Origin of the sequence: Microbacterium sp. SY138 (assembly GCF_039729145.1) — a bacterium.
Classification (GTDB): domain Bacteria; phylum Actinomycetota; class Actinomycetes; order Actinomycetales; family Microbacteriaceae; genus Microbacterium; species Microbacterium maritypicum_A.
On the sequence record NZ_CP155793.1, the window covers coordinates 1,007,810 to 1,028,288 of the forward strand.

Consider the following 20,479-nt stretch of genomic DNA (forward strand, 5'->3'; position numbering starts at 1 on the left):
CCCCCTTCGGGTGCGCGAGGCATCCGAAGGGGACGGGCATCAGGGTGACGCGCGTGGCGTCGACGGCGGATGCCGTCAGCTGCGCGCCTTCTGGCCGCGACCGGCGATCAGGCCGTAGATCAGGAGCACGATGATGGAACCGGCGATGGCGAGGAGCCAGGTGCCGAGGTCCCAGAACTCGGTGAGCGGACGGTTGAGGATCAGACTGCCGAGCCAGCCGCCGAGCAGTGCGCCCACGACGCCGAGGAGCAGCGTGATGAACCAGCCGCCGCCCTGCTTGCCGGGAAGGATCAGCTTGGCGATGGCTCCGGCGATGAGGCCGAGAAGAAGAAAGCCGAGAAAACTCATGGTCAGCTCCTGTGGATCGGGAGCCCCGGGGTGCCGGGGCTTCTGGTATCCAGAGTGCCGACATCGCTGCTCGCGTGCCAACCCCTTGCGCACACATGCCTGGATGTGCGAAGAGGCCCGCCTCCCCAGGGGAGACGGGCCTCTCGACGCGGTCGGATCGGTGCGCGGTCAGTTGTTGCCGCGGACGATCGCGATGATGCGCAGGATCTCGACGTAGAGCCAGACGACCGTGACCATGATGCCGAAGGCGCCGAGCCAGCCGTACTTGCGGGGAGCACCGTTGCGGACGCCCTGCTGGATCTGATCGAAGTCGAGCACGAGCGAGTACGCCGCCATGATGACGACGAGCACGCCGATGATGACACCGAGCGGGATGCCGAAGATGTTGGCGCTCAGCAGGCCGAAGGCCTGGCCCTGGGGCAGCACGCCGGTCCACATGAGGACCAGGTTCAGCAGCGAGAAGACCAGGTAGCCGATCATCGCGATCATGAAGATCTTCGTCGCCTTCTTCGACGCGCGGATCTTGCCGCTCGCGAAGAGAGCCAGGGTCACCCCGACGACCGAGACGGTCGCGAGCGTCGCCTGGAAGACGATGCCGGGGTAGATGACCTCGAAGAACGCCGAGATGCCACCGATGAAGAGGCCCTCGAACGCCGCGTAGGCGAAGATCAGCGCGGGCCGGACCTTCTTGCGCGACGTGAAGGTGATGACCATCGCGAGCACGAAGCCGCCGAGCGCGCCGACGATCCACGGCAGCATGCTGACGGGCGCGGGGTTGTACGGGTCATATCGCGGCACGTCCAGGCCGCCGAGCGTCAGCACCCAGCCGATCGCGGCGGTGACGAGCAGGATGCCGAACAGGCCGGCCGTCTTCCAGACCGTGTCCTCGACCGACATGCGGTCGGTCTCGATCGCTCCGGCCGGCGGGGCGGCGTACATGCCCTCGAGCTGTGCGTTGGCCGCAGCGTCCATCGCCCCGTGCTGGAGCGAGGCGTTCTGCGCGCCCTGGGCAGCCTGAGGTCCGCCCGGGTACGTCGCGACGTTGCGCGGGTCCTGCTGCTGGAAAGCAGGGTTGTTGAAAGCGAAGTTGCTCATTGGTGGGCCTCACTCCAAAAGGGGGGTAGTAGGTCTCTTTCCTCCACGATACTCGGGAGGGCGCATCGCCGGGGTGTTCTACGCTGAGAGCGTGCCCAGGAAATCACCCCTCGTCATCGGGCACCGCGGTGCGCCCGGCTATCGCCCGGAGCACAGCCGCTCCTCCTATGAGCTCGCTCTCGCCATGGGGGTGGATGCGGTCGAACCCGACGTCGTGGCGACCAAGGACGGCGTGCTCATCGTGCGGCACGAGAACGAGATCTCGGGCACGACCGACGTCGCGGAACATTCGGAGTTCGCCGACCGCAAGACGACGAAGCGCGTCGACGGGCAGGCGCTGACGGGATGGTTCAGCGAGGACTTCACGTGGGACGAGTTGTCGACCCTGCGCATCCGCGAGCGGCTGCCCGAGGTGCGGGCATCGAGCGCGAGCTTCGACGGCGCCCAGCAGATCCTGCGCCTGCGCGATGTGCTCGACATCGTGCGCGACGGATCGGCGGAGCATGGACGCGAGATCGGCGTGGTGCTCGAGGTCAAGCACGCCACGTACTTCGCGAGCATCGGCCTCGACCTGGCCCCCCTCATCGACCGCGAGCTGCGCGACGCCGGATGGGCCGAGGGGGAGCTGCCGCTGGTGATCGAGTGCTTCGAGTCGACCGTGCTCGGGCAGCTGCGGGAACGCGGGATCTCCGCATCGTACATCTACCTGATCGAGGCGTCGGGGCGTCCGTACGACCTCCTGGTGGCCGAGGGCACGCACGCCCGCACGTACAGGGAGACCGTCACCCCGGAGGGGCTCGACGCCCTCGTCGGACAGGTCGACGGCATCAGCGTGAGCAAGAAGATGCTGCTCGACCGGGGCAACACGATCGTCGCGGATGCGCATGCACGAGGTCTGCAGGTCTTCACATGGACGTGCCGGCCGGAGAACGCCTTCCTCGCGGCGGAGTTCCGCGGCCGGGGTGGGCGCGGCGCCTACGGCGACTACGAGGCGGAGTGGGGCGTCATCGCACGTCAGGGCGTGGACGGCGTGTTCGTCGATCATCCGGATCTGGGCGTCGCCTTCTTCCGCAGCTGATGCGGTCGCGCAGGTCCGCGGCGTCAGAGCGGTCCGAGCACGCTCTGCACGTCGCTCTCGAGCATCAGGGCGCGCAGGGGCTCGAGGATCTCGCGTTCCTCGAAACGGAAGTGGGATTCCATGATCGCGGCGATCCCGTCGAGGTGACCGCCGATCGCGGTCGCATCGTCGCCGCGCTCGGCTGCACCGCGCAGCGAGTCGAGCAGGTGGGCGAGCATCGAGTGATCCTGCATCAGCTTGTCGATGATCCCGCCGAGCTCCGGATGCTCCGCGCGCAGAGCAGGGAAGAGCTGCCGATCCTCGGCGCCGTGGTGGCCGTCGAGGGCGGCGCAGAATCCGACGCAGTAGAGCACGAGTTCCGATGCGGCATCGGGGACGTCCGTGCCGTGGTCGAGGGCGTCGCGCGTGGCGGCGAGCGCGGCGCGCAGACGCGAATGCGCCGATCGGAGCTCCTGATCCCACGCGATCAGACGGGCGGCATCCATCGGGCCAGTGTAGAGGGGCCGGTGCAGAGCGGGCCCGTGTCGGCGGATTCCCGCTCAGAGGGTGCGGTCGAAGGCGCCGCGGCGGGTGGAGACGATCTCCTTGCCCAGCGGCATGAGCGAGATCGGGACCATCTTGAAGTCGGCGATGCCCATCGGGATGCCGATGATCGTGATGCAGAGCAGGATTCCGGACACGATGTGTCCGATCGCGAGCCACCAGCCGGCCAGGATCACCCACAGCACGTTGCCGAGGAACGACCCGACACCCGCGGTGGGCTTGCTGATGACCTCGCGGCCGAACGGCCAGATCGCGTAGGCGGCGATGCGGAACGAGGCGATCGCCCAGGGGATCGTGATGATCGGGATGCACAGCAGGATGCCGGCGAGGACGTACCCGAGGAACAGGGCCCAGCCGGCGAGGATGACCCAGATGATGTTGAGGATCGTGCGCATGAGCTGATTGTGTCACCCCTCTGCTGCCGGGCCTGAGCATCCGCCCCGAGGTCCCGGAGGCGACGGACTCCGGATGCCAGACTGACCGCATGACCGGAATCGTGGTGCAAGACGTCAGCAGAGCGTTCGGGACGGTGCAGGCGGTGAGGGGCGCCACTCTCCGAGCCGAGCCCGGCCGCGTCACCGGCCTCGTGGGGCCGAACGGAGCAGGCAAGACCACTCTGCTGCTGATGCTCGCCTCCCTCCTCGCTCCCGACACCGGGACGATCAGCATCGGAGGCGTCGACCCCTCCGTCGATCCGCTCGCCGCACGACGCCTGCTCGGATGGATGCCGGACGCTCTCGGTGCGTGGCCGTCGCTCACCGCACGGGAGACCATCGTCACGACCGCCCGCCTGTACGGCATCGAGAAGCCGCAGGCCGCGGTCCGTGCGGAGCAGCTGCTCGCCCTCGTCGGGCTGACCGAACTCGCCGACTCCCCGGCCAAGGTGCTGTCGCGAGGGCAGAAGCAGAAGCTGGGCCTGGCACGCGCATTGGTGAATGACCCGCAGGTGCTGCTCCTCGACGAACCGGCTTCCGGTCTCGACCCGGAGGCGCGGGTGCAGCTGCGGGTGCTGCTGCGCCGTTTCGCGGCGGAGGGGCGCACCGTGCTGATCTCGAGCCACATCCTCTCGGAGCTCGAAGAGGTCGTCGACGACGCGGTCTTCCTCGTCGCCGGTGCCGTCGTCGATGCCGCACCGGCGCGGAGCATGCTGCGCGCGTGGCGGGTGCGTCTCGCCGGTGCGACCGAGGATCGGATGAAGGCCGATGCCTGGCAGGTGGCCTCGAATCTCGGCATCGCCCCCGAATCCCTCTCGCAGGATCGCGGAGCGGTGCTCGTCGGATTCGAGGGAGAGGATGCCGCAGCACAGGCCCTTCGGCATCTGATCGAGGCGGGGCTCCCGGTCGTGGAGTTCGCTCCGGCGCAGAACCAGTTGGAGCACACGTTCCTGAACCTGCATCATGCGACACCACCCCAGGCATCCACCGGAACGGAGGCGGGCGCATGAGCCTCGCGAACATCGGCATCATCGCCCGACTCGAACTGACCCAGCGCCTGCGCAGCGTGGGCTGGTATGTGCTGCTCGGGGTCTTCGCCCTGGTGCTGCTCGGGGTCACGGGGCTCTCGTTCGCCGTGTACTCCTGGGGCGATGCGGTCGGTGCCGGCGTCTACTCGATCGTCGTCAACATCGTGCTGCTGCTGGTCGTGCTGGTGTCGCCGACGCTCAGCGGCAACGCGATCAACGGGGATCGCGATGCCGCGACGCTCGCGGCCGTGCAGGTGACCGCCGCGTCGACCGGCGACATCATGCTCGGCAAGCTCGTCGCGGCCGTGGCGACCGGCGGCGCCTTCCTGGTGGTCGCGGTGCCGTTCCTGGCCCTGTCGTTGCTGGGTGGGGGAGCGAACCCGGCCGTGCTGCTCATCTCCCTGCTCGTGCTCGCGGCCGAGATCATCATCGTGGCCGCGATCGGAGTGGGGTTGAGCGGACTCATCGCGCGTCCGCTGTTCTCGGTCGCGACGACCTACCTGGTCGTCGCCGCGCTCGTGTTCGGAACGCTCATCGTGTTCGGACTCGGCGGCATGGCGGTGCGCAGCGAAGCGACCGTGTACTCGCGCCCGTACGACGCGAACGGCACGCCGGACTGTGATCGCTGGGAGGTGAACAGCACCCAGGATGTGCCTCGGTTCGATCTGGTGTGGTGGACGCTCGCCGCGAACCCGTTCGTCGTGCTCGCCGACGCGACCCCGACCGAGTACGCGACGGGGGGTTATCCCGTCGACATGTTCGGTCAGATCAAGTACGGATTGCGCAGCGCGCAGCTCTCGCCCTTGGAACAGCGCTGGGACGAGTGCGACCCCGGTGGCGGGTACCGCACACCCCAAGAGGTGATCGACTCGACGGTGCCGAGCTGGTTCGTCGGCCTGGGGGTGCAGATCGTCATCGCGGGTTCGCTGTTCGCGGGGGCATGGGCGCGCACGCGGACGCCGGCTCGCCGGCTGCCCCCGGGCACGCGCATCGCCTGAGGCTCTTCCCCTCGGGCACGTTCCGGTCGCACCACCCGCCGTTCCGGACGCTCTGATGCGGCGGCAAGTGCGACCGGGACGGGAACCGGGAACGGCGAAGGCGTGGGCAGCGGATGGCCACCTTCCGTTCATCTGCCGTGCACTCGGCGGATCCTCTGCGGCCACGTGGGGTCGGTGGTCTGGGCGGGTACCCGACTGAGTCCCCCCTCCGGTCCGGCCCTGCACCCTGGGGTCTGCCGGCCCAGCCACCCAGGAGTCCTCCATGCCCCGCCTGCACCGTGCAGCGGCGGTCACGGCGGTGTGCGCCTTGAGCGCCGCCGCCCTGCTCGCCACTCCCATCGCCGCGATCGGCGCCGACCCCGGCATCCGCCCGTCCGTGGCGACGTCGACCGCTCCGAGTCTCGTCCTGAACGAGATCGTCTACGACGACGCGGCGACCGGCCTCGCCGACCAGGTCGAGATCTACAACGCCGGGACCGAGGTGGTCGATCTCGCGGGGTGGAAGATCGCGGACGAGAAGCGCGACACCTTCGGCGCGGCCCCGGATGGCACGTCGCTCGCCCCGGGGGAGTTCCTGGTGCTGGTGAAGGACGTCGACTTCGCGTTCGGGCTCGGCAAGGGCGACGAGGTCGTGCTCTTCGACCCGGACGGCACCGAGGTCGACTCCTATGCCTATGCGAACACCGCGCCGCTGTCGGTGTGGGCGCGCTGCCCTGACGGCACGGGTACCTGGGCGCCGGCGACGCAGGTGACGCCCGGCGCTGCGAACGATTGCGAGGTTGCTCCTGTCGCCGGTTCCATCGTGATCAACGAGGTCGACTCGCAGCCGGCCGACTGGGTGGAGTTCTACAACCCCGGCACCGCTGCGCTCGACATCTCGGGCTACGAGATCCGGGACAACTCGGACGATCACCGCTGGCAGTTCCTCCCGGGAACGCAGATCGGCGCGGGACAGTTCCTCGTGGTCGAAGAGGGTACGGTCGGGGTCTCCGGAGGCGTCGAGGCCGCATTCCGCGAGCCGATCGGCATCGGCAGCGCCGACCGCATCCGCCTCTACGACACCTCGGGCGCGATGATCGACGACACGCTCCCGTGGCAGGGGCACGCGGCGATCGACGGCGACTTCGCCGCGGCCACCCTGGCGCGCTGCCCTGACGGCGTCGGCTCCTTCGTGCTCGCGCACCCGACCCCGGGCGCCACGAACTCGTGCGTCATGCCCGACGTCGTGATCAACGAGATCGAGTCGAACGGCGACACCACAGATTGGGTCGAGGTCGTCAACACCGGCAGCACGGCGGTCGACCTCTCCGGCTGGACCGTGATGGACAGCGACCCCGTCGGCCACGCCGGTGAAACCACTCCGTTGCCCGCAGGCACGATCCTGCAGCCCGGAGGCTACTTCGTCTTCGACCAGCCCACGAACTTCGTCTTCGGTCTCGGCAACGGCGATACCGTGTCGATCCGCGACGCGAACGGCAACACGGTCGATGAGCACGTGTACGCCGCGCATGCCGCAGGGGTCCTCGCGCGTTGCGCTGATGCCACCGGCGACTTCGTCGACATCGCGGTCTCGACCAAGGGGCTGCGCAACGCCTGCGGCAACCCCGTGCGCATCAACGAGGTCGAATCCGACGGCGGCTCGCCCGACGACTGGGTGGAGCTCGTGAACCCGACGAGCACGGCGCTCGATGTGTCGGGCATCGTGGTGAAGGACGACGACGACACCCACGCGTACGCGATCCCGGCCGGTACGTCGATCGGTGCGGGGGAGTACCTCGTGATCGAGCGGGCGCAGCTCGGCTTCGGCCTCGGCGCTGGCGATGCGGTGCGGGTGTTCGACGGCGACCTGCTCGTGGACGAGACCACCTGGGGTGCGGGCCACGCCGCCACCACCTGGGGGCGTTGCCCCGACACGAGCGGCGCGTTCGCCGTCACCGCAGCGCCCACGAAGGGCACCGCGAACGTGTGCACCGGTGAGGTCGCCGTGTCGCCGTGGCCCGGCTCTGCCGAGGTGCGCGTGGTGGACAGCATCCCGACGTTCCTCGAGGACAGCTCGGGGCTCGACGTGCAGGAGACCGCCGACGGCGCGTTCCTCTGGGCGGTCGACAACGGACAAGGCCGTATCTGGAAGCTCGAGGCGCACGCCGACGGCTCGGTCGAGAAGGTCGACGGCTGGGATGCGGGCAAGCGTGTGCGCTTCCAGAAGGACGCCGCGAACCCGGGCGCCGCGGGCCCCGACACCGAAGGCATCACGGTCGACGGAGACGGCTTCGTCTACGTGGCGTCCGAACGCGACAACAGCGCCAAGGGCGTGAACCAGAACGTGGTGCTGAAGGTCGACCCCGAGGCCTCGGACGGCGATCTCGTCGCCCAGCAGGAATGGGATCTGACCGCGTTGCTTCCTGCCGTCGGGGCGAACCTCGGCATGGAGGCCGTGCAGTGGGTGCCGGATGCCGCGCTCGCCGGAAAGCTCTTCGATGACAGGACGGGTGCGGCGTACGACCCGAAGGACTACGCCGGTCACGGTGACGGGCTGTTCTTCGTCGCGGTCGAGGACAACGGTCACGTCTACGCATTCGCCCTCGGGGCCGACGGCTCCGCGACGCTCGTGTCGGAGATCGCTCCCGGTCTCACCGGAGTCATGGCGCTCGACTACGACACCGTGCGTAACACCCTGTGGGCCGTGTGCGACGACGGCTGCCAGGGCCGCTCCGCCGAGATCACGCTGAACGGCACCGGGCAGCCGAGCCTCGTGCACTACGCCCGCCCTGCCGGGATGCCCGACATCAACAACGAGGGCTTCGCGACCGCGCCGGCCTCGCTGTCGGTCGACGGACAGCGCCCGGTGTGGTGGTTCGCCGACGGGTTCGCCTCCGAGGCGCTGCGCACGGGAACGCTGCCGGGAGTCGACGACGGCACCCCCGGCGGCGAGACCCCGCCGCTCCCGGGCACCGGCCTCGTCGACGACAATCGCCACGGTCTGACGGTGGACCCGTCGGTCGCGACCCGCGGGCAGAAGGTCACGATCACGGTCGGGGCCGGCGGCACGGGAACGGACGTGTCGGTGTGGATGTACTCCGACCCGACGCGGATCGCGTCGGGGACGCTCACGGACGCGGGCACCATCTCGGTGACCGTCCCGGCGAACGCTCCGCTCGGCGCGCACAGGATCGCGGTGTTCGACGCGAGCGGCGCGCTCCTCGGTTGGGCGGACCTCCGCGTCGCGGCGGGTAGCGGGGCCGGGGCCGGGGGAGAGGCCGGGGCAGGGGTCGGTGGGCTGGCGACGACCGGTGCGGAACTCCCCGTCGCCGCCGTCGCACTGGCGCTGATGCTGCTCACCGCCGGTGCGGTGGCCGTGCGGCGCAAGCGCACGGCATGAGCCATGGGAGGGGGCGCGCGCGTGCGCTCGTGTGCCCCCTCCGGCGGCCGGACGGTCACGTGCCCGCCGCTCCGCGTGAATCATCTGCAGCGGAGGATGCGCGCAGGGCACCGGCACCGCTAGACATGGGGGAGGCGCGGAAGGACCGCGCGCGGAGGGCCGTCGATGAGCATCGCATTCCTGCTGACCACCCTGGTGATCGTCGCGACGCCGGGGACCGGTGCCGTCTACTCGATAGCGGCGGGCATCTCGCGAGGTCGCCGAGCCGGAGTCATCGCCGCGTTCGGCTGCACCCTCGGTGTCATCCCGCACATGATCGCCGCGATCACGGGGCTCGCAGCGATCCTGAACGCCTCCGCGATCGCGTTCGAGACCATCAAGTGGCTCGGCATCGCCTATCTGCTGTTCCTCGCCTGGCAGACCATGAGGGACAAGTCGTTGATCCAGGCCGACGAGAGCGTCGCCCCGCTGTCGTCCTGGCGAGTGATCCGCACCGCTGTCCTCATCAACGTGCTCAATCCCAAGCTCACGATCTTCTTCTTCGCCTTCCTGCCCCAGTTCGTCCCGGCCCAGACGCCGAACGGCACCTGGCAGATGGTCGGGCTCAGCCTGGTGTTCATGGCGCTCACGTTCGTGGTCTTCGCGCTGTACGGCGTCTTCGCGGCCACCATGCGCGCCCAGGTGCTGGGGCGACCGAGGGTCATGACGTGGCTGCGCCGCTCCTTCGCCGCGACGTACGTGCTCCTGGCCGGACGTCTCGCGCTGGAGACCCGGTAGCCTGCTCGGGACGCCGCGTCGTGAGCAGGCCTCCGGACGGCGCGAGGCCGTGCCGCGGTGTCGGTGCCGACGCCTAGACTCATAGGGCCATGACCGAAGCTCCTCTCATCGTCCCCTCCTCCGCCGGTCCTCGCTCGTCGGGAGCCCCGGGGCAGGACGATCTCCTCGCCGGCCTCAACCCTCAGCAGCTCGAGGCCGTCACCTACCGCGGCCCGGCGCTGCTCATCGTCGCGGGCGCCGGATCGGGCAAGACGAGCGTGCTCACCCGCCGCATCGCCTCGCTGTTGCGGGCCCGAGAGGCATGGCCGAGCCAGATCCTCGCGATCACCTTCACCAACAAGGCCGCGGGCGAGATGCGCGAGCGTGTCGAAGGGCTGATCGGCGATGCCGCCCGTGGCATGTGGATCTCCACGTTCCACTCCGCGTGCGTGCGCATCCTGCGTCGCGAGGCCGAGCAGTTCGGGTACACGAAGTCGTTCACCATCTACGATTCGGGCGATTCGCGGGCTCTCCTCAAGCGCCTGGTCAAAGAGCACGAGGCCGATGCCTACGGGCTCACACCCGCGTCCGTGCAGTCGCGCATCTCGAAGCTGAAGAACGAGCTGTCCGATGCCGAGTCGTATGCGCGTCAGGCCAACATGAGCGACCCAGCCGAGCGCGTCTTCGTCGAGGTCTTCGCCGACTACCAACGGCAGCTGCAGAAGGCCAACGCCTTCGACTTCGATGACCTCATCGGGCAGACCGTGTATCTGTTCCGAGCGTTCCCGCAGGTCGCCGACACCTACCGTCGTCGTTTCCGTCACATCCTGGTCGACGAGTACCAGGACACGAACCACGCGCAGTACTCGCTGATCCACGAGCTCACGCGCCCCGTGTCCGGTGCTGCCGGTGCCGCGCCGGATCCGTATGCCTCCAACGGCATGATGATCTTCGAGCCCGATCCCGCCCCCACGGCAGACGCCGGCGAACCCGGTGCCTCGCTCACCGTGGTCGGCGACTCCGATCAATCGATCTACGCGTTCCGCGGCGCGGACATCCGCAACATCAGCGAGTTCGAGCGTGACTTCCCCGGCGCCCGCGTCGTGCTGCTCGAGCAGAACTACCGCTCGACGCAGAACATCCTGTCGGCGGCGAACGCGGTGATCGGCAACAACTTCGATCGCAAGGACAAGAAGCTCTGGAGCGACAAGGGCGACGGCGATCCCATCATCGGTTTCACCGGCTACTCGCAGCACGACGAGGCGCAGTTCGTGGCTGACGAGGTCGAGGCCCTGCACCGCGCCGGCATGCCCTACTCCGAGATGGCGGTGTTCTACCGCACCAACTCGCAGTCCCGTGCGCTGGAGGAGATCTTCATCCGCTCGGCGGTGCCGTACAAGATCATGGGCGGCACCAAGTTCTACGATCGCGCCGAGATCAAGGACGCGCTCGCCTACCTCGTCGCCGTCGCGAACCCGGCCGACGAGATGTCGGTGCGCCGCATCCTGAACAAGCCCAGGCGCGGCATCGGCGACGTCACGGAGACGGCCATCGCACGGTTCGCCGAGGAGCACGGGATCAGCTTCCGCGATGCACTGTCGATGCCGGGTCAGCTCGGGGTCGGGCCGAAGATCCAGACGGCGATCGGGCAGCTCGACGCGGTGCTCGCCGAAGCCGCCGCCATCCTGACCCCCGCGAGCGGCGAGCTGCCTCCCCCCACCGCGGTGGCCGACGGCCTGAGCCTGTTGCTGGGCAAGAGCGGATACCTCGACGCCCTGCGTGCGAGCCGCGACCCTCAGGACGAGGCGCGCGTGGAGAACCTCGACGAATTCGTCGCGGTGGCTCGTGATTTCGCGCGCAACAACCCGGAGGGCACGATCGTCGACTTCCTCACCGAGGTCGCTCTGGTCTCCGATGCCGATGACCTCGACGACGAGTCGGGCTCGGTCTCGCTCATGACCATGCACACGGCGAAGGGCCTGGAGTATGACGCCGTGTTCGTCACGGGCGTCGAGGAAGATCTCATCCCGCACCGCATCTCGGCCGGCGAGCCCGGGGGACCGCAGGAGGAACGCCGTCTCTTCTACGTGGGCATCACGCGTGCGCGCAAGCGTCTGCACCTCTCTCTCGCGATGACGAGGGCGCAGTTCGGCGAGGTCACGGTGGCGATGCCCAGCCGCTTCCTGCAGGAGATCCCGGCGGGCCTGATCGACTGGCGACAGTCTCCGGGCGACGTGAACTCGCGCGGGGGGATGCAGTCGCGCGCACTGAACGCGCGTCGCCAGGGCGGCTTCGGCGGCTCGGGCTCGGGCGATCGTTTCGCGGTGAAGTCGCTGCCGGGTCGAGACTCCCTGAAGCCGCTGTCGACGGCGATGGACAAGTTCCCCAACCGGGTCACGGCCAAGATGCGCGACAACGGTGATCTCGAGCTCGCCGCCGGCGACCGCATCCGTCACGTCGACTTCGGCGACGGGCGGGTGGATGCGGTGACGGGCGAGGGTGCCAAGCGCATCGCTCACGTGCGATTCGACTCGGCGGGGCAGAAGAAGCTCCTCATCAAGGTCGCGCCGATCGAGAAGATCTAGCCCACCGCAGGTGTTTCCGCCTCGGCGAAACACCGACCGGATTGCCGGTTAGGCTGGCTCATATGGCCCTCTTCTCCCGCCGCAAGAAGTCCGGTGACGATGTCGTCGCCCCCACCGCCGAGGCTGTCGCGAGCGATAGCGCGCCGAACGACACCACGCCGAACGACACCACGCAGAACGGTGCGGGCGCGGTCGCCGGAGAGCACACGACATCAGAGAGCCCGACCGCCGAGCAGCCCGTCGAAGCGCCCTCGATCGGGATCTCGGTGCAGGCGTTCCGGGGCGTCGGTGCCGAGGCGGGCCCCGAGGTCTCCCTTCCGACGTCCGACGGCACTTCGAACTCCGACGCCTCGTCCGCCTCTGCGGCGCCCGCCGCGCCGCAGGCTTCTCCCTCTCCGCCCGTTCAGCCCGAGACGCCCCAGGAGCGGCGCCTGCCTCTGGCCTCCGTGCTGCCGCCGGAGCAGACCGAGACCGTCGCCGGCATGAAGGACAATGTCCTCCTGCGTGAGGCCCTCAGCGAGATCGAGGCGGGCGCGACCAACGACCAGCTCCTCGGCGTCATGCGTCAGGCGCTTCAGGGACACCTCTACATCCGCGTGAACGGCGATGCGCGTGCCCAGATCAGCGAAGGGAAGGCGCTCTCCGTCGCCGTCGTCCGCGACAGTGAAGACAACCAGTACATGCTGGCGTTCAGCTCGGCCGGCGCGGTACGTGATTCCGTGCAGCTCGAAGCGGACCCGTCGTCGACCTCGGCGGTCGCCCAGCCGGTCACCTCGGTGCTGCAGCAGGTCGTGTCCGGAGATTTCGCCGGCCTCATCGTCGACAACGCGTCGGCCCCGCATCGGGTGGTGTTCCCGACGGAGCTGCTGCAGAAGACGCTCGAGCAGGCCGATGTCGACATGACGGTGAAGAGCATCCTCGCCGCTCCCCGGGAACAGGATTCCGTCGTCAAGGTCGGCGAAGCCCTTGCGACCACGCGGATGTGGGTCGCGGTCAACGACGGCTCCGGCGGTGGCCCCGTCGGCATCGCCGAAGCGCAGACGACCGACGGACGTCGGTTCCTGCAGCTGTTCTCGCACCCGCTCGAGGTCATCGCGCTCGGACGCGGTGACCGTCCGCTCCCGTTCGCGCCGGAGCAGCTGGCGAAGGTCCTCACGAGCCACGCCGACATCGCCGGAGTGATCGTGGACTCGGCCGGTCCGTCGATCGTCGTCGAGCGGGCTGCGCTCACGCCGGTCCTCGTGCTCGCGGTCGACCTCGGCGACTGAACCGACCCGGACACGGACGATCCGGACTCCGCGCACTGTCCGCGTCGGCAGGGTTCCGTCTGTCCGGGCGGCGCTCTAGGGTCGGAGCATGGCCTCAGAACGCGTGACCCTGACCGTCGCCGACTCCGATGGAGAACGCGAGGTCGCGCTGTCCAGCCCGAACCGCGTGGTCTGGCCCGACCTCGGCATCACCAAGGCGGAGCTGGCCGAGTATGTGCAGCTCGTCGCGGTGCCGTTCCTGGCGGCGAACGGCAACCGCCCGGTCTCGCTCGAGCGGTTCCGTGACGGCATCGGACCCGCAGGCGGGGCGCGGGCCGAGGGCTTCTTCTCGAAGAACCCGCCCAAAGGTACCCCGGACTTCGTCGACGCGGTGACGGTGACGTACAACAGCGGGCGCCAGCATCCGCAGATCGTGTTGAACCGTGCGAGCGCGATCGTGTGGGCCGTGCAGATGAACACGATCGTCTTCCACCCCTGGGCGTCGCTCGCCACTGACGCGGACAACCCCGTCGAGCTGCGCATCGACCTCGATCCGCAGCCCGGTACCGACTTCGCAGATGCGGTCACGGCCGCGCACACCCTGCGGGAGGTGCTGCGCGAGGCGGGTCTGGAGGCGTTCGCCAAGACCAGCGGCAACAGAGGATTGCACGTGTTCGCGCCGATCGAACCGACCCACGAGTTCCTGGAGGTGCGGCACGCCGTGATCGCCGCCGGGCGTGAGCTGGAGCGACGGATGCCGGAGCAGGTCACGACGAACTGGTGGAAGGAGGAGCGGGGCGCGCGCATCTTCGTCGACTTCAACCAGGCCAACCGCGACCGCACGATGGCCGGTGCCTACAGTCCTCGCGCGCTTCCCGGAGCGACCGTGTCGACGCCGGTGGCCTGGGACGAGCTCGACGGTCTCGATCCGAAGGTGTTCACGGTGCGCAGCATCCCGAAGCGTCTGGGCGAGGTCGGCGACCCGTGGGCGTCAATGCCGCACAACCCTGGCCGCATCGACACGCTGCTGGAGTGGTGGGAGCGTGACACGCAGAACGGTCTCGGCGAACTGCCTTTCCCGCCGGAGTTCCCGAAGATGCCGGGTGAGCCGCCGCGCGTGCAGCCGAGCAAGAAGGTCGCAGCGAATTGGGACGAGGACGGCACCCCGCCCGAGAAGGAGTGAGGGCTCCCGCTCAGCTCAGGACATCGGCGAGGTCGTAGCCCTCGACGGTGTCCAGCTGCTCATAGGTGCATGAGCGGGCGTCGCGATCGGGGCGCCAGCGTTCGAACTGCACGGTGTGGCGGAACCGCGCGCCTTCGAGTTGGTCGTATCGCACCTCGAGCACCCGCTCCGGGCGCAGCCGCACGAACGACACATCCTTCGATCCGCTGAATCGCGACCGCTCGCCCTCGGCGGTCACGGCGTCGCCCGACTCGTCGCGCTCGACCAGCGGGGAGAGCTCTTCGACGAGCTCCTGCCGACGGGCATCGCTCCACGCGGCCACGCCGCCGACCTGGTGGAGCTCCCCGTCGTCGCCGTACAGCCCGACCAGCAGGGAACCCACTCCCGATCCGGACTTGTGGATGCGATAGCCGAGCGCGACGACGTCGGCGGTGCGGGCGTGCTTGATCTTGAACAGAGTGCGCTTTCCCGGCGCGTAAGGCTGGTCGAGCGGCTTCGCGACGACACCGTCGAGCCCTGCCCCTTCGAACTCGGCGAGCCAGCGCACCGCGGCCTCGCGATCGCGGGTCGTGCGGGTGATGTGCAGCGGGTGTCCGACGCCCTCCATGAGGGTCTCGAGGCGTGCGCGCCTCGTCTCGAACGACTGTGCGAGCAGGTCGTCGATTCCGACGGCGAGCAGATCGAACGCGATGAACATGGCTGGGGTCTCGACGGCGAGCTTCGCGACGCGTGAGGCGGCGGGGTGGATGCGCTGGCTGAGGGCCTCCCAGTCCAGGCGCTGTGAGCCGTCCGGCCCGGTGGCGACGACGATCTCGCCGTCGAGCAGGCACGGTTCCGGAAGCAGCTGGGGGATCACGTCGACCAGTTCGGGGAAGTAGCGGGTCAGCGGCCTGGCGCCTCGTGACCCGATCTCCACCGTCTCCCCGTCCCAGGCGATGAGTCCACGGAAGCCGTCCCACTTCGGCTCGTACAGCAGTCCGCCCGGCGTCTTCGCGGGGTCGGGGACGGCCGGCGCCGCCTTGGCGAGCATCGGCGCGGGGATGTCGTAGCGCATGCTCCTATCCTGGCCGCCGATGATCCGCGGCGGAAGGGGAGGACGATCAGCCGAAGAGGTCGGTCAAGGTGGCGGGTTCTCCGGCATCCCGCAGCGCCGTGCGGGCGGCATGCCAACCGGCCATCCCGTTCACGGAGGGGCCGGGGGGTGTCGAGGCGGACGCCAGGTACACGCCACGCATCGGCGTGCGCCACGGGGAGGGGGAGAGAACCGGGCGCCGGAGCGCCTGGCGCATGTCGAAGACGCCACCGGAGATGTCGCCACCGATCTCCGTGGGGTTGATCGCCTCGCGCGACGACGCCGGGACGGCGTGGTGCGCGAGGACGAGGTCGCGGAAGCCCGGAGCGAAGCGCTCGACCTGGGCGGTGATCAGCTCGGTCGGGTCGAGGTCCGAGCCCGGGGGCACGTGGATGTACGCCCAGAGCACGGCCTTCCCCGCGGGGGCGCGTGAGTCGTCCAGTACCGATGGCTGCACGGCGAGCACGTACGGGCGCTCATCCACGCGTCCGGCGGCGACGGCGTTCTCACTCGCCCACACCTCGGCACGGGTGCCGCCCAGATGCACGGTCGGCGCCGCTGCCACGTCGGCGTTCGTCCACGGGATCGGGCCGTCGAGGGCGAAGTCGACCTTCGCGGCTCCGGGCCCGTACCGGTACGAGCGGAGGGCCCGTGCGTAGCCGGCGGGCACGTCGGGATGCGTGAGGGCGAGGCGCGGCGAGGTGTTGAGCAGCAGCAGGTCGTCCTGCTGCGGGTCGCCCCAGTCCAGGGCGCCGAGATCGGAGACGGGGGTGCCCGCCTCGATCGTTCCGCCGTGCTGCTCGATGTCGGCGACCATCGCGTCGGCGATGCGCTGCGCACCTCCGCGCGGGTACGGCCAGCCGCCTGCGTGTCCGAGCGCGGCCAGCAGCAGCCCGGCCGCCGCACCCGCGAGGGAGGGCTGCGGCGAGTTGGCGTGCGCGACCACCCCGGAGATGAGCGCCGCCGCCTCCTCCGTGCGGAAGGCGCGAGCCGCCAGGGGAGTGCCCTGGTCCAGCATCCGGATCGCGAAGCGCGCGGCGGTCAACGGATCGCGGGGGATGCGGAGCAGCTGGTTGCCGGTGAAGTCGACCACGCCGTCGATGTGGCTGCTGAGCGGACGCAGACGCGAGGTCCAGGCGGATCCGTCGACTCCGAGGTCCGCCGCCGTGCGCTCGATGTCGCGCCAGGCGATCGCTGCGCGCCCGTCATCGAGCGGATGCGCGTACGAGGCGTCGGGACGGATCCACTCGATCCGCCGGTCGAGGCCGAACGCCTGGAAGAACGGGGAGGAGAGGGCGGCCGGATGCACGGCGGAGCAGAGGTCGTGCCGGAACCCCGGAAGCGTGGATTCGCGTGTGCGCACCCCGCCGCCGATGGTGTCGGCGCCCTCCAGAACTCGCACCCGATAGCCGGCGCGCGCGAGCGTCACTGCGGCAGCGAGCCCGTTCGGGCCGGAGCCGATGATCGTCGCCTGGGCCATGACGTCAGTTTGGCACGTATATGAACCGAAAACGGTCGGACGTACCCCTCGGAGCGTGCGATCCTGGAAAGGATGAAAGAAGTACAGGGGCCGACCCCCGCAGGCACCTCCCGTCCATACCGTTCGCTCCCGGAGGCGTTGCGCGCCCACCGCATCGACCCGTCCAACCACGCGTTCATCACCGCCATCGTCGAAGAGATCGGGATCAGCTCGTTCATCGACCGCGGTCGCTACATCGAAGCGATCCGTCGAGGTGAGGGCGCCCCTCTGCACATCGGGCGCACCTACACGAACGGCTTCACCGAGGACGAGCGCCTCGTCGTCGGTTCCGCTCCGCTGCGTCTGCAGCCGAGCGAAGGCCGGGCGCCGTACTTCTACGTGAGCCACCCCAGCGAGTTCATCCCGCTCGCCCCGCCGCGCGGGGCCAAGCGCACGACGACTCCTCGCGTCTCCGCCCCGCGGGCCGACAAAGCTCCGAAGCCGGTCGAGGATCGCGACTACGGCGTGTGCGACGTGTGCTTCATGGTGAAGACGCCGTCCGGCGGCTGCGGCTGCGACTGACCGTGAGCGCCGAGGCGGGATCCGGGCTCGACCGACCGTCGATCCGGCTCGCCGACCTGACCGGACCCGACGCACTCGAGGTCGGTGCGGCTGTGCGTGCGTATCTGCTGCAGACCGAGCGGGAGAAGAGTCTGCAGGAACACGGATCCGAGCGCGATCCCGCCGTGCCGCTACCCGACCGCTATCTCCGCGAGGTCGATGACCCGGCCGACGCGTACGCCGCGCATCGAGTGCGGGTCGCGCAGTTCGACGAACGCATCGTCGGGGTCGTGGTGCTGTCCGTGCACGACGGTGTGGCGGAGATCAAGCGATTGTGGGCGCAGCCCGACGTGCGCGGCCGCGGGGTGGGTTCGGCGCTGTTGGACGCGGCGGTGGCCGATGCGGTCGATCTCGGTGCGTCGCAGGTGCGGCTGTCGGTGTGGGAATGGCGGGACGGCCCCGTGCGTCTCTACGAATCGCGATGCTTCGAGCGGGTGCCCTCATGGGACGATCGCGAACGCCTCGTATGCATGGCGCGCGTGGTCTGAGCCGACCGCAGTCGTGGTCCTTCCCCTCACGCGGTCGGTTGTGACAGCCGGTATCGGCCGGGGGTCATCCCGACGAGCGGTGTGAACTGCTCGATGAACTGACTGGTCGTGGCCCACCCGCATGCGGAGGCCGTGTCGGTCACCGTGGCGCCGTCGGCGAGCAGGACGAGTGCCCGATGCACGCGCAGTTGCAGGCGCCACTGCCGGTATCCCATGCCGGTCTCCTGTTGGAACAGGCGGCTCAGCGTCCGCTCGGCGGTGCCGGTGCGTGCGCCGAGTTCCCCGAGCGGCACGGGCAGGGCGAGGTCATCCTCGACGATGCGTGCGGCACGGCGCAGGCGCGGATCGTGGGGCTCCGGGAGATGGAGTGGCTGCTCGGGCGCGGTCACGACTTCGTCGACGACCACGCGGCGCAGGTGGTCCAGGGCTTCGTCGCTGCGTGTGCGGTCGGACGTCAACGCCAGCACGGCTTCGCGCGCGAGTGGCGTCGCGACAAGCACCGCAGGGGAGGCAGGGAGCAATGTGGCGAGCTCGTCGGTCAGATGGACGATGCGCATGTCCGTGCGCCCGTGCGCGCGATGACGATGCTCGGCGCCGGCGGGCACCCAGGCCATGCGGGTCGACGGCGCGATCCAGGCGCCTTCGTCGGTGAGCAGCGACAGCACTCCGGAAGCGGCATGCACCAGGTGTCCGAGCGGGTGGGCGTGGCGGGGGGAGGTCTCGGCGTGCGCGAACCGGTAGGCCCCCTCCATGGGCAGGGCCGCGAGGGAATCGAAGTCGACCAGATTCAGGTCGACCATTCGCGAGGATTGGCGGGTATTCGACATCAAGATGCAGTGTACGTGTTTCCTGACATCCCGGGGCGATGCTGGACTCGGTGCATGACCACGATGCAGGAACCGTTCGACACCGCGCCGACCCCGTTGACCACGCCGTCCACCCGGCGCGGCGGCATCCTCACCGGGATCTACGTGGGCACCGGCCTGCTGCTGATCGCGCTGAACCTGCGCATGGGCGTCGCTTCCGTCGGACCCGTCCTCCCCGCGATCGAGCAGGACCTGGGGACCCCTGCAGCCGCGGCAGGGCTCCTGACGACGATCCCCGTGTTCGCCTTCGGCGCCTTCGCGTTCATGACGCCCGCGCTGACACGCTGGATCGGACTGCATCGGCTGCTTGCGCTGACGATGGTCGTGGTGGCACTCGGCATCGGCGTCCGCCTGCTTCCCTCACCCGTGGCTCTCTTCGGCGGCACGGTGTTGGTGGGGGCGGGCATCGCGGTCGCGAACGTCTGCATGCCCGCCGTGATCAAGCAGGACTTCGCGCACCGTCTCGGTCTGATGATGGGGCTGTACTCCACATCGCTGTTCCTGGGTGCCGCCGCGGCGGCCGCATTCACGGTGCCGTTCATGATCGCCCTGGACGGGTCGTGGCGTGGCGCGCTGGGGGTCTGGGCGATTCCCGCCGCACTCGCCCTGGTGATCTGGCTGCCTCGGGCGATGCGTCGGGTCGTCAGCTCCCCGGCCGTGGCGGGTGTTCCCGTCGATGCGATCACGGAGCCCCTCGACGAGCCGCGGATGTCGGCGCTGTTGGGGAACCCGGTCGCGTGGGCGGTCACCGCGTTCATGGGGTTGCAGAGCCTGAGCTACTACGCGGCCCTGACCTGGATTCCGACGATGCTGCAGGACGGCGGGGTCTCGGTGTCGGATGCCGGGGTGCTGCTGTCGTACTCCAGTTTTCCCGGGATCGCGGCGGCGCTCCTCGTGCCGACGATGATGCGCCGCATGCGGCCGACGTGGCTCCCCGTCGTGCTCTCCGCGCTGCTCTGCGCGGCGGGGCTGATCGGCCTCCTCGTCGCGCCCGGTGGAGCCGCGCCCTGGCTCTGGATGACGCTGCTCGGTCTCGGGCAGGGGGCCGCCATCTCGCTGTCGCTGACGTACATCGTGCTCCGCGCGCCGGATGCGAGGCACACGGCGCACCTGTCGACGATGGCGCAGGGAGTCGGCTACCTGCTGGCCGGCTTCGGTCCGCTCGGCCTCGGCATCCTGCACGCCGCGGTCGGTGGGTGGGTCGTCCCGGTCCTGGCGCTCGTGCTGCTCCTCGCGGTGCAGGCGGTCGCGGGGTCGGCGGCGAGTCGAGAGCGCCACGTGAGCGCCCGACGCCGGTGA

Annotated in this window: 18 protein-coding genes; 11 read left to right on the plus strand and 7 right to left on the minus strand. The window is 69.5% G+C overall.

The window, feature by feature from the left end; translation table 11 throughout:
- Positions 1-75 precede the first annotated feature (75 nt).
- Positions 76-348: a GlsB/YeaQ/YmgE family stress response membrane protein gene (locus ABDC25_RS04730; RefSeq protein WP_021198885.1), complete on the minus strand. Its 273-nt coding sequence runs from the start codon at positions 346-348 to the stop codon at positions 76-78.
- A 168-nt stretch (positions 349-516) separates the two neighbouring features.
- The gene (locus tag ABDC25_RS04735) at positions 517-1,443 is read right to left on the minus strand and encodes a Bax inhibitor-1/YccA family protein (RefSeq protein WP_021198884.1); all 927 of its coding nucleotides are present in this window, start codon (positions 1,441-1,443) and stop codon (positions 517-519) included.
- A 91-nt stretch (positions 1,444-1,534) separates the two neighbouring features.
- Here ABDC25_RS04735 and ABDC25_RS04740 point away from each other — a divergent pair, with 91 nt between their 5' ends.
- A complete protein-coding gene (locus ABDC25_RS04740; RefSeq protein WP_347125074.1) occupies positions 1,535-2,521 on the plus strand; it encodes a glycerophosphodiester phosphodiesterase family protein in 987 nt (328 codons plus the stop codon).
- Positions 2,522-2,544: 23 nt separating this feature from the next.
- Here the strand turns inward: ABDC25_RS04740 and ABDC25_RS04745 are convergent, their stop codons facing one another.
- Together ABDC25_RS04745 and ABDC25_RS04750 are read right to left on the minus strand one after the other, a co-directional pair.
- A complete protein-coding gene (locus ABDC25_RS04745; protein ID WP_167253289.1) occupies positions 2,545-3,006 on the minus strand; it encodes a hemerythrin domain-containing protein in 462 nt (153 codons plus the stop codon).
- Between the two features lie 54 nt (positions 3,007-3,060).
- On the minus strand, positions 3,061-3,459 hold the full coding sequence (locus ABDC25_RS04750) for a YccF domain-containing protein (RefSeq protein ID WP_021198881.1): 399 nt from the start codon (positions 3,457-3,459) through the stop codon (positions 3,061-3,063).
- Between the two features lie 89 nt (positions 3,460-3,548).
- On the opposite strand from ABDC25_RS04750, the gene ABDC25_RS04755 reads away from it, so the two are divergent.
- The 7 genes from ABDC25_RS04755 (at position 3,549) to ligD (ending at position 14,674) form a co-directional block, all read left to right on the plus strand.
- On the plus strand, positions 3,549-4,508 hold the full coding sequence (locus ABDC25_RS04755) for an ABC transporter ATP-binding protein (protein ID WP_021198880.1): 960 nt from the start codon (positions 3,549-3,551) through the stop codon (positions 4,506-4,508).
- Positions 4,505-5,524, plus strand: coding sequence for an ABC transporter permease (locus ABDC25_RS04760; RefSeq protein ID WP_021198879.1), 1,020 nt, complete (start codon positions 4,505-4,507; stop codon positions 5,522-5,524). Before ABDC25_RS04755 ends, ABDC25_RS04760 begins: the two co-directional genes overlap by 4 nt.
- 262 nt (positions 5,525-5,786) lie before the next feature.
- Positions 5,787-8,903: a lamin tail domain-containing protein gene (locus tag ABDC25_RS04765; protein ID WP_347125077.1), complete on the plus strand. Its 3,117-nt coding sequence runs from the start codon at positions 5,787-5,789 to the stop codon at positions 8,901-8,903.
- A gap of 165 nt (positions 8,904-9,068) precedes the next feature.
- Complete coding sequence (locus ABDC25_RS04770; protein ID WP_021198877.1) at positions 9,069-9,680, plus strand: LysE family translocator; 612 nt, start codon at positions 9,069-9,071, stop codon at positions 9,678-9,680.
- 89 nt (positions 9,681-9,769) lie between these two features.
- A complete protein-coding gene (locus ABDC25_RS04775; protein ID WP_347125080.1) occupies positions 9,770-12,244 on the plus strand; it encodes a UvrD-helicase domain-containing protein in 2,475 nt (824 codons plus the stop codon).
- 62 nt (positions 12,245-12,306) lie between these two features.
- On the plus strand, positions 12,307-13,512 hold the full coding sequence (locus ABDC25_RS04780; protein WP_347125082.1) for an SseB family protein: 1,206 nt from the start codon (positions 12,307-12,309) through the stop codon (positions 13,510-13,512).
- Between the two features lie 88 nt (positions 13,513-13,600).
- Positions 13,601-14,674 (plus strand): non-homologous end-joining DNA ligase, encoded by a 1,074-nt coding sequence (gene ligD, locus ABDC25_RS04785; protein WP_347125084.1) that lies wholly within the window; start codon positions 13,601-13,603, stop codon positions 14,672-14,674.
- A 10-nt stretch (positions 14,675-14,684) separates the two neighbouring features.
- Here ligD and ABDC25_RS04790 read toward each other — a convergent pair whose 3' ends face one another.
- Both ABDC25_RS04790 and ABDC25_RS04795 read right to left on the minus strand, forming a co-directional pair.
- Positions 14,685-15,728: an ATP-dependent DNA ligase gene (locus ABDC25_RS04790; protein ID WP_347125086.1), complete on the minus strand. Its 1,044-nt coding sequence runs from the start codon at positions 15,726-15,728 to the stop codon at positions 14,685-14,687.
- Between the two features lie 46 nt (positions 15,729-15,774).
- A complete protein-coding gene (locus tag ABDC25_RS04795) occupies positions 15,775-17,226 on the minus strand; it encodes an NAD(P)/FAD-dependent oxidoreductase (RefSeq protein ID WP_347125088.1) in 1,452 nt (483 codons plus the stop codon).
- Between the two features lie 72 nt (positions 17,227-17,298).
- On the opposite strand from ABDC25_RS04795, the gene ABDC25_RS04800 reads away from it, so the two are divergent.
- Positions 17,299-17,787: a hypothetical protein gene (locus ABDC25_RS04800; protein WP_347125090.1), complete on the plus strand. Its 489-nt coding sequence runs from the start codon at positions 17,299-17,301 to the stop codon at positions 17,785-17,787.
- A gap of 2 nt (positions 17,788-17,789) precedes the next feature.
- A complete protein-coding gene (locus tag ABDC25_RS04805; RefSeq protein WP_347125092.1) occupies positions 17,790-18,314 on the plus strand; it encodes a GNAT family N-acetyltransferase in 525 nt (174 codons plus the stop codon).
- Positions 18,315-18,340: 26 nt separating this feature from the next.
- Here the strand turns inward: ABDC25_RS04805 and ABDC25_RS04810 are convergent, their stop codons facing one another.
- Complete coding sequence (locus tag ABDC25_RS04810) at positions 18,341-19,141, minus strand: helix-turn-helix transcriptional regulator (protein WP_292766806.1); 801 nt, start codon at positions 19,139-19,141, stop codon at positions 18,341-18,343.
- Between the two features lie 54 nt (positions 19,142-19,195).
- Here ABDC25_RS04810 and ABDC25_RS04815 point away from each other — a divergent pair, with 54 nt between their 5' ends.
- A complete protein-coding gene (locus tag ABDC25_RS04815) occupies positions 19,196-20,479 on the plus strand; it encodes an MFS transporter (RefSeq protein WP_347125095.1) in 1,284 nt (427 codons plus the stop codon).